Origin of the sequence: Burkholderia sp. LS-044, from assembly GCF_004803625.1 — a bacterium.
Taxonomy (GTDB): Bacteria; Pseudomonadota; Gammaproteobacteria; order Burkholderiales; family Burkholderiaceae; genus Burkholderia; species Burkholderia cepacia.
Genome location: NZ_SSWO01000001.1, coordinates 392477 through 404306 on the forward strand (window position 1 = coordinate 392477; position 11830 = coordinate 404306).

11 protein-coding genes are annotated in these 11830 nt (G+C 68.3%); 7 read left to right on the plus strand and 4 right to left on the minus strand.

Annotation, left to right across the window (positions count from 1 at the left end; translation table 11 throughout):
* Window positions 1-154: 154 nt before the first annotated feature.
* Window positions 155-1690, plus strand: coding sequence for a sigma-70 family RNA polymerase sigma factor (locus tag E9536_RS01705; protein WP_136469163.1), 1536 nt, complete (start codon window positions 155-157; stop codon window positions 1688-1690).
* A 180-nt stretch (window positions 1691-1870) separates the two neighbouring features.
* Window positions 1871-2752 (plus strand): helix-hairpin-helix domain-containing protein, encoded by an 882-nt coding sequence (locus tag E9536_RS01710; RefSeq protein ID WP_021162072.1) that lies wholly within the window; start codon window positions 1871-1873, stop codon window positions 2750-2752.
* Window positions 2753-2757: 5 nt separating this feature from the next.
* Here the strand turns inward: E9536_RS01710 and E9536_RS01715 are convergent, their stop codons facing one another.
* Both E9536_RS01715 and E9536_RS01720 read right to left on the minus strand, forming a co-directional pair.
* Window positions 2758-3585 (minus strand): hypothetical protein, encoded by an 828-nt coding sequence (locus E9536_RS01715; protein ID WP_136469164.1) that lies wholly within the window; start codon window positions 3583-3585, stop codon window positions 2758-2760.
* A 111-nt stretch (window positions 3586-3696) separates the two neighbouring features.
* Window positions 3697-4122, minus strand: a complete 426-nt coding sequence (locus tag E9536_RS01720; protein ID WP_027791328.1) for a helix-turn-helix domain-containing protein — start codon at window positions 4120-4122, stop codon at window positions 3697-3699.
* Between the two features lie 140 nt (window positions 4123-4262).
* On the opposite strand from E9536_RS01720, the gene E9536_RS01725 reads away from it, so the two are divergent.
* Window positions 4263-4760 carry a DUF2938 domain-containing protein gene (locus tag E9536_RS01725; RefSeq protein WP_136469165.1) on the plus strand — a complete coding sequence of 166 codons (498 nt, stop codon included), beginning with the start codon at window positions 4263-4265 and terminating at the stop codon, window positions 4758-4760.
* 256 nt (window positions 4761-5016) lie between these two features.
* Here E9536_RS01725 and E9536_RS01730 read toward each other — a convergent pair whose 3' ends face one another.
* Complete coding sequence (locus E9536_RS01730) at window positions 5017-5457, minus strand: MarR family transcriptional regulator (RefSeq protein ID WP_060085107.1); 441 nt, start codon at window positions 5455-5457, stop codon at window positions 5017-5019.
* 135 nt (window positions 5458-5592) lie between these two features.
* Between E9536_RS01730 and E9536_RS01735 the strand changes: the two genes are divergently transcribed.
* A complete protein-coding gene (locus E9536_RS01735) occupies window positions 5593-7122 on the plus strand; it encodes a DHA2 family efflux MFS transporter permease subunit (protein ID WP_027791326.1) in 1530 nt (509 codons plus the stop codon).
* Window positions 7123-7159: 37 nt separating this feature from the next.
* Here E9536_RS01735 and E9536_RS01740 read toward each other — a convergent pair whose 3' ends face one another.
* Window positions 7160-8674 (minus strand): acetyl-CoA hydrolase/transferase family protein, encoded by a 1515-nt coding sequence (locus tag E9536_RS01740; protein ID WP_136469166.1) that lies wholly within the window; start codon window positions 8672-8674, stop codon window positions 7160-7162.
* A 654-nt stretch (window positions 8675-9328) separates the two neighbouring features.
* On the opposite strand from E9536_RS01740, the gene E9536_RS01750 reads away from it, so the two are divergent.
* From E9536_RS01750 to E9536_RS01760, 3 genes are read left to right on the plus strand one after another with little or no spacing between them, the layout of a single operon-like run.
* Window positions 9329-10009 carry a CDP-alcohol phosphatidyltransferase family protein gene (locus E9536_RS01750; RefSeq protein WP_021162080.1) on the plus strand — a complete coding sequence of 227 codons (681 nt, stop codon included), beginning with the start codon at window positions 9329-9331 and terminating at the stop codon, window positions 10007-10009.
* Window positions 10006-10815, plus strand: a complete 810-nt coding sequence (locus E9536_RS01755; RefSeq protein ID WP_059485097.1) for a 2OG-Fe(II) oxygenase — start codon at window positions 10006-10008, stop codon at window positions 10813-10815. Before E9536_RS01750 ends, E9536_RS01755 begins: the two co-directional genes overlap by 4 nt.
* Window positions 10812-11813 (plus strand): HpnL family protein, encoded by a 1002-nt coding sequence (locus E9536_RS01760; protein ID WP_027791323.1) that lies wholly within the window; start codon window positions 10812-10814, stop codon window positions 11811-11813. Before E9536_RS01755 ends, E9536_RS01760 begins: the two co-directional genes overlap by 4 nt.
* Window positions 11814-11830 lie beyond the last annotated feature (17 nt).

Consider the following 11830-nt stretch of genomic DNA (forward strand, 5'->3'; position numbering starts at 1 on the left):
GGTCTGCCGCGCTCGCGTTGAAGTTCGCGCAAATGCCCTCAACTTGAACGATGTCAGGCTGGCCGGCGCGGACGGGGTTCGCGAGCAACCGGCGGCCCGAAACCGGCGGGCTTCGGCCCGCCCAGACAGGAGCGCGGTTCACGCCGCCATCGACATGACTACGCCACGCCCCACTCCCCGGGCGGACACGCCGCTCGATCCGATCATCCAGTTGCTGGCGCTCGCCGGCGAACAGGGTTATCTGACCCACGCCGACCTCGTCGACGCGCTGCCGCCCGAAAGCGACAGCCCCGACGCGCTCGACGTCGTGCGCGCCGCACTCGCCGACATCGGCATCGCCGTGCTCGACGAGCCGGCCGCGCCTGCGCCGTTCGCCGGTTCGTCGCCGGTCGACGTCGATCGCGATGCGCTCGACGAAGGCCGCGCGATGCTCGGCGACCTCGCACGCGGCACGAGCGCGTCGACCGACCCGCTCGCGCTCTACATGCGGCGCATGCAGGCGGTGCCGCTGCTCACGCGCGAAGGCGAAATCGTGCTTGCCCGCGAACTCGAGACGGGCCGTCACCAGATCCTGCATGCGATCGCCGGCTATCCGGCGGCGGTCGACTCGTTGCTTGCGCGTCACCGCGCGACGGCGACGACCGGCGGCGCCGGGGCTTCCGACGGCGACGCCCCCGACACGCCCGCGCCGGCCAGCTACGACGCACTGCAGACGGCCGTCGCGGCCCTGCGCGGCGCGTTGCACGCGCATGGCGTCCGTTCGGACGAATACCGTGACGCGCGTAACCGCATGGCCGCCCTGCTGGGCTCGATCGCGTGGCTCGCACCGGCGGTCGACGACGCGAGCCGCGTCGTGGGCACGCTCGCGTCCGCGCCGCACGGCACCGAAGCAGGCGAAGCCGCCAGCTTCGACGCGGTCGCGCGGCGGGCACTCGCCGCAGCGCTCGCCGACGGCCAGCAGAAAGTGCGCGAAGCCACGCGCGCGATGCTCGAGGCGAACCTGCGGCTCGTGCTGTCGATCGCGCGCAAGTACATGAACCGCGGCGTCGACCTGCCCGATCTCGTGCAGGACGGCAGCCTCGGCCTGATGCGCGCGATCGAGAAATTCGAATACCGGCGCGGGTTCAAGTTCTCGACCTATGCGACCTGGTGGATCCGCCAGGCGATCGCGCGCGCGGTCGCGGATCGCGCACGCACGATCCGCGTGCCCGTGCACGTGGGCGACCAGTACCAGCGTGTGCAACGGCATGCGCTGCGTTTTCACCAGCGCACGGGGCGCCGGGCGACGCCGGCCGAACTCGCGGCCGAAACCGGCCTCGACGAGGACAAGCTGCGTGCGGTGCTCGCGCTGCCTGCCGAGCCCGTGTCGCTCGATGCGCCGCTGCCCGACGCGGACACCGGCCTCGTGGAGCTGATCGAGGACCAGGCGTCGGCCAGCCCGTTCGAGCAACTGGCGGACACGCGCATGCGCGAGTGTGTGCGGTCGCTGCTCCGGTCGGTCACGCCGGCCGAGGCCGACGTGCTGCGCCGGCGGTTCGGTCTCGGCGGCGCCGAGCCCGACACCTACGATGCGATCGCGCACGACGCCGGCATGTCGCGTGAACGCGTGCGCCAGATCGAGAAACGGGCGCTCGCCGCGTTGCGCACGGCCGCCGAGGCCGAGAACGCGCAGTCGTTTCTCGACGCGTGACCGCATCACGCGACGCACGGTCGTGCCCCTACCGGCACGACCGTGCACCTCGCACCTGTGCTACGTTTGCTATTGACGTGCGTCAAGTTTTCTTCAACGCGTGTCGCGACAATGATGAACAGCCGACCGGCGCATCGTTCGCCGTGTCCATTCCGTTTGTGCTTCCCCGGGTCCCTCGCGATGCAGACGAGCGCCAGCCAAACGTACGAGGAAAACCGGCATATCGCGGCCTGCCTGCGCGAGGCGGCGCAACGGCTGGCTGACCAGGGCGCGAATCCTTACCGGGTCGCCGCGTACCGTGCGTCGGCCGGGACGGTCGAAGCGCTCGACCTCGACATCCGCACGCTGTTCGAATCCGGCGGCGTCGATGCGCTCGGTACGTTGCCCGAGATCGGCACGGGCGTCGCCCAGGCGATTGCCGAACTGCTGGTGACCGGGCGCTGGCGGCAGCTCGACCGGCTGTGCGGCGACGCCGTACGCACCTCCGCATTCGAAGCGGTGCCGGGTATCGGCCACGCGCTCGCGTTACGCATTCACGACCTGCTTCACATCGATACGCTCGAGGAGCTCGAACGCGCGGCCCGCAACGGCCAGCTCGAAACGATCTCGGGCGTCGGCCCGCGGCGTGCAGCCGGCATCCGCACCGCGCTCGACGATGTGCTGAGCCGCCGCCGGCGCTGGCAGGGCCACGTGCAGGACGCCGGCCCCGGCACCGAGCCCCCCGTCGAACTGCTGCTCTACATCGACCGCCTGTACCGCAACAAGGCCGCGGCCGGCGTGTTGCCGACGCTCGCGCACCGGCGCCTGAACGTGGACGGTTACGTGCCGTCGCCCGTCATGCACATGACCAAGGGCGGCTGGCATTTCACGGCGCTGTGCCTGCTTGCCGCGATGCGCACGCCGGAGGCCTCCCGCCCGACCGACTGGGTCTCGCTCTATTTCTACGACGCCGGGCAGCGCGAACACCAGCGCACCGTCTTCACCGAAACGGTCGGCTCGCTCGTCGGCAAGCGCATCGTGCGCGGGCGCGAGCAGGAGTGCCGCGTGTACTACGCGGGCTGAGTCAGTCAGTCGTCGGAGGTTTCGTCGACGTCGAACGCCACGCCGAGCACGGACGCGATCTCGCGACAGGCATGAGTGAGCGCGCGTGTGCGGCGACCGGAATATTCCACCGCGAGATCGAACCAGGTCGAATACGACACGTAATCGGCGCCGCTTTTCCGGTTCGGCACGTCGAACCACAACGTCACCGTGTAGCCGCCCTTCCAGCGTATCGGTATCACCCGCGTGAGCCGCACTCTCGTGATCGCGCCGTGACGGAAGCGGAAGCTGTCGTCGCCCACGCGGAACCCCGACCATGCGCCGTCGTTCGACACGAACACGGTCAGCGTTTGGTCAGGTGGCGCGGCCGGCCCCCCATCCTCGACGGCAAGTTCGGCCATCGACACCATCGACGCGCCCGAATCGCCGTGCCCCGTCTCGACGTCCACATACGATTCGATCGTCCGCTTCGCGTTGTCGTAGAAATAGCGCGCGACGTCGGAGCGCGCGTCGCCAGCCATCGGATCCACTTGCTTGAATCGTGCATGCTCGCCGTATCGAAGCGGTACGTCGGGTGCGTCGTCGGCATCGCCGGCGTCTTCAGCGCCGTCAGCCGGTTCGTCGTCCGGACTGTCGGCCGGTACGGCCTGCGCGGCCGTCTCGGGCTGCCCGATGCCCCCACGCCGTCGCTTCACCCAGGCGGTTCCCCACGTCAGCAGGGCTGTCTGCACCGCCAGCACGGCCGCCATCGTCGCGCACCCCGCGAGAAATCCGTAGTGCGGCCCGACCTTCGATGCCGCGTACGCGGCCGGAAGCACATAAAGCACCAGCAATGGCGCAAGCAATAACGACACGCGTCAACCCCGTTGTTCCTGTTTCGTTTTCGAATTCCGGCCGGGATCGGCACCGCCGCCACCCTGCCGCCGGACTGCTGATGCCACCCGCACGTCGAGCGGGCGCGCAACCTATGCGCCTTCCGCCTTCGCGCGACGCGCCGGATTGCGATGCGCGGCAATGCGCAGCAGCTTCTGGAACGACGGGCATTCGAGATGGTTCGCCGCCGGGCACACGGCCGCGTGCCGCAGCGCATCGCGCACGGCGCCGAGACGGCGGATCGTGCGGTCGAGTTCGTCGGCCTTGCTGTCGAGCTTCGCGCGATCGATCGCAGGCAGGCCGCCCGTGTCCACCATCGCGAGGATGTCGTCGAGCGAAAAACCGGCCTCGCGGCCCAGCGCGATCAGTGCCAGGCGCTCCAGCACCGACTCGTCGTATTGCCGCCGCAGCCCGTGGCGGCCGATCGGGACGATCAGCCCCTTTTCCTCGTAGTAGCGCAGCGTCGATGCGGGCAATCCCGAGCGCCGCGCCACATCCGCAATGTCCAGCCGACTCATGCTTGACCTCAAGTGAACTTGAGGTTGCAAGATAGGCGCTCGACTCCATAAAGACAAGCCCTGACTGCCATGAAACCGCCGAATCCACGCTGTATCCCGCTGCGCCGCGCAGCCGTCGCCCTCCGCGCCGGTGGTCCGCGATGAGCCTGCCCGACGTCCTGCTCAACCTGTTGCTGATCGGCACGGGCGCGACGCTCGTGATGGATCTGTGGGCGCTGTTGCGCCGACGTGCGTTCGGCATTCCGTCGCTCGACCATGCGCTGGCCGGCCGCTGGATCGGTCACATGATGCAAGGCCGGTTCCGGCACGTGTCGATCGCCGCCGCGCCGCCCGTGCCGGGCGAACGCACGCTCGGCTGGATCGCGCATTACGCGATCGGCATCGCGTACGCGGCGCTGCCCGTCGCGATCGCGGGCACGGCATGGATCGGCACACCGACACTGCTCCCCGCGCTCGTCGCCGGCCTCGCCAGCGTGGTCGCGCCGTTCTTCGTGATGCAGCCCGCGTTCGGCCTCGGCATCGCGGCGTCGCGCACGCCGCACCCGGGCGTCGCGCGCCGGCGCAGTGTCATCGCGCATCTGTCGTATGGTGTGGGGCTTTATCTGGCGGCGTTCACGCTGGCAGCGCTGCCCCGTTGAGCACACCGTCTTCGAAGCCTTGACGGGTAGCGCCGGCTCCACGGAGCCGACGTCGACGCCCGCACAAGCGCTTCGTCGAAGTGTGGCGGGCGCTTTGTCCTGCGCGAGCCGAGTGATGGCCGCGCCGACACAACGGCAACGGCGATGGCAGTGCCCATGCCGGCATCCGTGCCAACGTGGCACGCCTGCGCACGGCCACCCGGTATTCCCGTAGCGGTCAACCCGTTCATCCGGCCGGCCCGGATGACGCCGCCCATCACTCCCCGCCGCACTCGATCAGGTTGTGGCGCACGCGCCCGAGCAGCCGCACCAGCGTATCGCGCTCGTCGGGCGTGAAGCCGCGCAAACCGTCGTCGACGACGGTGTCACCCACTTCGAGCATCTGCGGAAAGATCTCGCGCGACTTGTCGGTCAGCCGGATCACGAACGCACGGCGATCGTCGTCGTTCGCGACGCGCTCGATCCAGCCATAACTTTCCATCCGGTCGAGCAACCGGGTAAGCGAGATCGGCGCGATCTCGAGCCATTCCGCGAGCCGCGCCTGATTCATCTCGCCCTTCCACGTCAGGTATGCGAGCACGCGGCTTTGTGCGCGCGTCAGCCCGATGCGCTTCGCGCGCCGGTCGAACAGGCGCCCGTTCAGGCGGGCCACGTCGGAAATCAGGTAGCCGATCCGGTTCTCGTAGGTCTTGTCCATGCCGGGATTATAGGGTCAAGCCGACGGCCACCCATCGCTCGCGGCCAGGCGATAAGCGGATCTATAATAAGCGTGCTTATAATTCCAGCGATACCGGATCGCCGCCCACGGCGACCGCCTCACGGAGACACCCGCTTGAACCCCGCCGCCGACGCCCCCGCCTCGCCCGCCCTGAACCGGCCGATGCTGACCCTGTCGATCATGCTCGCCACGCTGATCCAGACCCTCGACAGCACGATCGCGAACGTCGCGCTGCCGCACATGCAAGGCACGCTGTCCGCGTCGCAGGACGAGATCACGTGGGTGCTGACCTCCTACATCGTCGCGGCGGCGATCGCGACACCGCTCACCGGCTGGCTGTCCGACCGGCTCAGCGTGAAACGGCTGCTGATCGTGTCGATCGCGGGCTTCACGGTCGCATCCGCGCTGTGCGGGCTGTCCGAGACACTCGTGCAGATCGTCGGCGCCCGCCTGCTGCAGGGCGTGTTCGGCGCCGCGCTGGTGCCGCTGTCGCAGTCGATCCTGCTCGACATCAACCCGCGCGAGAAGCAGGGCCAGGCGATGGCGATCTGGGGGATGGGCGTGATGGTCGGCCCGATCCTCGGCCCGACGCTCGGCGGCTGGCTCACCGACAGCTACAACTGGCGCTGGGTGTTCTTCATCAACGTGCCGATCGGCGCATTCGCGCTGGCCGGCGTGATGACCTTCCTGCCCGCCCGCGCGCCGCGCCCGCACGTGAAATTCGACGCGTTCGGCTTCGCGACGCTGGCGCTCGCGATCGGCGCGTTCCAGGCGATGCTCGACCGCGGCGAACAGCTCGACTGGTTCGGCTCGTACGAGATCCGCATCGAGGCGATCGTCGCGGCGCTCAGCTTCGCGTTCTTCCTCGTGCATACCGCGACCGTCGGCAAGGCGTCGTTCTTCAAGTCGGAACTGCTGCGCGACCCGAACTTCGCGACGGGCACGCTGTTCATCTTCGTGGTCGGCGCGGTGCTGTACGCGACGCGCGCGCTGCTGCCGCCGATGCTGCAGAACCTGATGGGCTACCCGGTCGCGACGACGGGCCTCGTCACCGCGCCGAGCGGCGCCGGAACGATGATCGCGATGCTGTTCGTCGGCAGGCTGCTGAAATACGTGGATGCGCGGATGCTGCTGCTCGCGGGGCTGTCGATTTCCGCGCTCGCGCTATGGCAGATGATGCAGTACACGGTCGTGCTATCCGAGGCGGACATCGTGTGGCCGGGCGTGGTGCAGGGCTTCGGGCTGGGGCTCGTGTTCGTGCCGCTGAGCGCGCTGTCGTTCTCGACGTTGCCGCCCGACCTGCGTGCGGACGGCACGGCCACCTACAGCCTGATGCGCAACATCGGCAGCAGTATCGGCATCTCGATCGTGCAGACGCTGATGACGCGCAACACGCAGGTGTCGCACGCCGATCTCGCCGCGCAGATCACGCCGTTCAACCCGGCCGTGCAGGCGATGGCCGGCAGCCGTCTCGACTTCGCGCTGCTCGACCGCACGATCAACCAGCAGGCATCGATGATCGCCTACCTGAACGATTTCAAGCTGATGTTCGTCGCGACGCTGCTGATGATTCCGCTGTTGCTGCTGATCCGCCCGCCGCAGAAAACGGCGAGCGTGGAGATCGCGCATGCGGCGATGGATTGACGATGCGACGGGCGCGCGCCCGTCGCAGGCCGAACCGTCAGGCCTTCATCGTCCCCGTACGCACGTACCGCTCGTGCCACGACAGCGCCTCGGCGAGCAGGTGCGGCGTGTGCTTGCCGAAGCTCTCGCGCGACGCACGCTCGAAGTAATCCTCGAGCATCGGCCGGTAGTCGGGATGCGCGCAGGTCGCGATGACCTTGCGTGCACGCTGCTTCGGCGACAGGCCGCGCAGGTCGGCAAGGCCCTGCTCGGTGACGACCACCGCGACGTCGTGCTCGGTATGGTCGACGTGGCTCGCCATCGGCACGATCCGCGAAATCGCGCCGCCCTTCGCGGTACTCGCCGACATGAAGCACGACAGGTAGCCGTTGCGCGCGAAGTCGCCCGAGCCGCCGATGCCGTTCTGGATCTTCGTGCCCATCACGTGCGTCGAGTTCACGTTGCCGTAGATGTCGGCCTCGATCATCCCGTTCATCGCGATGCAGCCGAGACGGCGCACGAGTTCCGGATGGTTGCTGATCTCCTGCGGGCGCAGCACGATCTTCTCGCGGAACGTCGCGATTTCGTCGGCGAAGCGCTGCACGGCGGCCGGGCTCAGCGACAGCGCGGTGGCCGATGCGAAGCTCAGCGTGCCGTCCTGGAGCAGGTCGAGCATGCCGTCCTGGATCACTTCGGTGTACGCGGTCAGGTTCGAGAAGCCGGCCGAGCTGAGCTCCGCGAGCACCGCGTTCGTGATGTTGCCGACGCCCGACTGCAGCGGCAGCAGGTTTTCCGGCAGGCGGCCGCGCTTCACTTCATGGCGCAGGAAATCGATCAGCTGGTGCGCGATCTGCTTCGACGTCACGTCCGGCGCGGAGAACGCGTTGCTGCGATCCGGTGCATCCGTCTCGACGATCGCAACGATCTTGTCGGCCGGGCAGCGCAGGTACGGCTCGCCGATCCGGTCGTCGCTTTTCGTCAGCGGAATCGGCTTGCGGTGCGGCGGCAGCGCGGTGCCGTAATAGACGTCGTGCATCCCGTCGAGGCCGAGCGGCTGGCGCGAGTTGACTTCGAGGATCACGTGCTTCGCGCGTTCGAGCCACGTCTTGTTGTTGCCGATCGAGGCGGACGGAATCAGCAGCCCGTCCTCGCGGATGCCCGCGACTTCGACGATCGCGACATCGAGATCGCCGTACAGCCCGAACCATGCGTATTGCGCGACGTGGCTCAGGTGGACGTCCTGGTAGTCGACTTCGCCGCCGTTGATCTTGTCGCGCAGCGTCGGGTCGGACTGGTACGGCAGGCGCATCGAGATGCCGTTGGTGCGGGCGAGCGCGCCGTCGAGTTCCGGTGCGGTCGACGCGCCCGTCAGCACGTTGATCCGGAAGTCCTCGCCGCGCGCGTGCGCCGCGTCGATGTGGGCGGCGAGCGCGGCCGGAACGGCCTTCGGATAGCCCGACCCCGTGAAGCCGCTCATGGCGACGGTCATGCCGGGACGGATCAGCGCGGCGGCTTCGTCGGCGGTGCGGACGAGCGAACGCAGGGCGGGAGCGAGGATGCGTGATGAAGACATGGCTGGATTCTGATGCTTTGGTCTGTCGTTGACGTCGCTGGGGGTGTCTCCTGAGCGACATGAAGCCCTTGTGGCCGCGACGGGCGGCCGGCACCACAGGCATGGTCGGAGTATCTCAGAGGCGGTCGCCGCGAAATGTCCGCCGTATGAAAAAGATCGTTGCCGGATTTGCCGCGTATCGAACGGCCGTTCTGTGACAGGCGCCCCGTTCAATTCGAATGCACGTGAAAGGTGCACGAAAGCATCGAACACAACGACCGGTCGACGATCACCAATCCGCACACATCAATCGACGGATTTTCATTGCGATTCATCGCCTGTCGATCGGCAATGGTCGATGCCGCATCCGGCGCGGCCAATTGTCACCCGATGCCGGTTGTGCCGGCCTGACGCACGTCAAGCTCGCACGCGCCGCGCGTCTCCCGCCGGGAAGCGCGAAAAACACCGCCGCACCGGCCTGTGAGGCCCGTCCGCCCTTGACAGGCGCGCGACGCGAACCACACTGGAATACGGATCCCGCAGCCCCGTTCGGCCGCCCTTTCGCGCACGCGCTTTTCGGTCGGCCGATCGTTGCAAGACGCGGTAACACTCGCTCATGTCAGGACATTGATCGAATAAAAAGCAACAAATTACAATTCCGTATATATTTCGCCGATGGACCAAAGAAAAACCGCCACACGTTCCGAACCGCCCCTGCCACGCACCTGGGATGCGCGGCTCGCGCGCTCGCTTGTCCGACCGCTCGTCGACACGCCCGTCACCCCGAATCACCTCACCACCGTTCGTCTGCTGATCGGCCTCGCCGGCGCCTGGTGCCTCGCGCACGGCGGCTTCGGCTGGAGCAATGCCGGCGCGTTCCTGATCGTGCTGTCGAACTTCGTCGACCACACCGACGGCGAGCTCGCCCGCATCAGCGGGAAATCCAGCAAGATCGGTCATTTTTACGACCTCGCGGCGGACGCGCTCGTCACGATCGCGCTGTTCGTCAGCATGGGCCTCGGCATCGTCGCCCAGGGCGGCCAGATGGCCGCGTCGCCGGTGCTGCTCGGCGCGGTGGCCGGCGCCGCCGTCGCGCTGATCTTCTTCCTGCGCATGCGGATCGAATCGATCGCCGGCAAGGCCGGCACCAAGCAGGCGTTCGCCGGCGGCTTCGAAACCGAAGACGTGCTGTACCTGCTGCCGCTCGTGACGCTCTTCGACGGCGTCGAACCGTTCCTGCTCGCGGCGTCGATCGGCGCCCCGCTCTTCGCCGCATGGGTCGTGATCGACTGGTGGCGCATCGTCCGGCGCGGCAACGTCGCGCAGAATCCAACTGAAATCCAGGCTTCCAAATGACTCCTAGCACGCGCGACGACTCCGTGCTGAGCCCGGCACGCCCCGCGCCTGCGCGCGCGGCGGCCGCCGATCCCGATCGCACCGTGGCCGACTGCGTCGGTTCGCTCGACCTCGACCGCCTGCGCGGCGACTACACCCGCCAGGGCTCGTTCCTGTACCTCGACGCCTTCCTGCCAGCCGACGCGCACGCGAAGCTCGCGGCGGCCGCCCGCGCGATGCAGGCCGGCCTGAACCGCAATTACCTGCCCGGCCACAAGCAGGGCGGCAGCGTCAGCCGCCATACGATCGACGAGCAGGCGCCGTACATCGCCGAACTGTATCGCTCGAAGGCTCTCATCTCCTTCCTGGAGAAGGTCACGGGCGACAAGCTGATGCTGTCGCCGGACGACGATCCGCACGCGTATGCGCTGTATTACTACACGAAGCCTGGCGACCACATCGGCTGGCATTACGACACGTCGTACTACGACGGCCGCCGCTATACGCTGCTGATCGGCGTGATCGACGAATCGTCGTGCCGGCTCGACTACGAGCTGCACACGCGCAATCCGGACGTCGCCGACGAACCGGGCTCCGTCCAGATTGCCGACGGCGGCATCGTGCTGTTCGACGGCGACAAGCTGCGCCACCGCATCACGCCGCTGGGCCAGAACGAGATGCGCGTGTCGCTCACCTTCGAATACGTGACGAACCCCGGCATGCGCCCGTGGAAGCGCTTCATCTCGAACATGAAGGACGCGATCGCGTATTTCGGCTTCCGCCAGGTGTTCAAGCAACTGGCGACGCGACGCCCGACCGGGTCATGACACGCGCCGGCCTGATCCTGCTGTCCCTCGGGACCGCACTCTTCGTCGCACTCCTCGCCTGGCAGGGCGTCGGCGCGGTCGCGTCCACGTTCCTCGCGGCCGGCTGGGGGCTCGCGCTCGTCGCGGCGTTCCACGTCGTGCCGCTCGTGATCGACGCGATGGCGATCTCCGTGATGTTCCGCCACGGCCAGCCCGGCGCCGAACTCCGCAACGCGCTGCGCGCGCGCTGGGTCGGCGAATCGGTGAACAGCCTGCTGCCCGCCGGGCAGATCGGAGGCCCCGTGCTGATGGTGCGCCACCTCGCGCAGCGCGGCACGCGGATGGCCGACGCGGCGGCCGCCGTCACTGTCAGCACGACGATGCAGGCGCTCTCGCAAATGGCGTTCGCGCTGATCGGCATCGCCGCGTTCAGCCTGTACGCCACGCACGAATCGGTCGCGCACCTGCGCACGCCCGCGCTGATCGCCACCGGCGTGCTCGGCGCCCTCGCCGCGCTGTTCTACGTCGCGCAGCGGCGCGGGCTGTTCGGCCGTGGCCTGCGCCTCGCGTCGAAGCTGCTCGGCCCGCGCGACTGGTCGTCGCTGGCGACCCGCGCCGACGCGATCGACGACGCGGTCGGCGCGCTGTACCGCGATCGTGCGAAGGTCGCGAAGACGTTCGCATTGAGTCTCGTCGGCTGGATCGTCGGCACCGCGGAAGTGTGGCTCGCGCTGCACTTCCTCGGGCACCCGGTGAGCTGGCTCGACGCGCTGCTGCTCGAGAGCGTCGGCCAGGCCATTCGTGGCGCGGCCTTCGCGATCCCGGGCTCGCTCGGCGCGCAGGAAGGCGGCTACCTGCTGCTCGCGCCGCTGGTCGGACTGCCGCCCGACGCGGCGCTCGCGCTGTCGCTCGCGAAGCGCGCGCGCGAACTCGCGCTCGGCCTGCCCGGCCTGCTCTATCTGCATTTCAGTGAAAGAAACTGGCAGCGGCGCCGTGCGCCGCAGCCGCTCGCCGACTGATCGTTCAGATCCGCCGG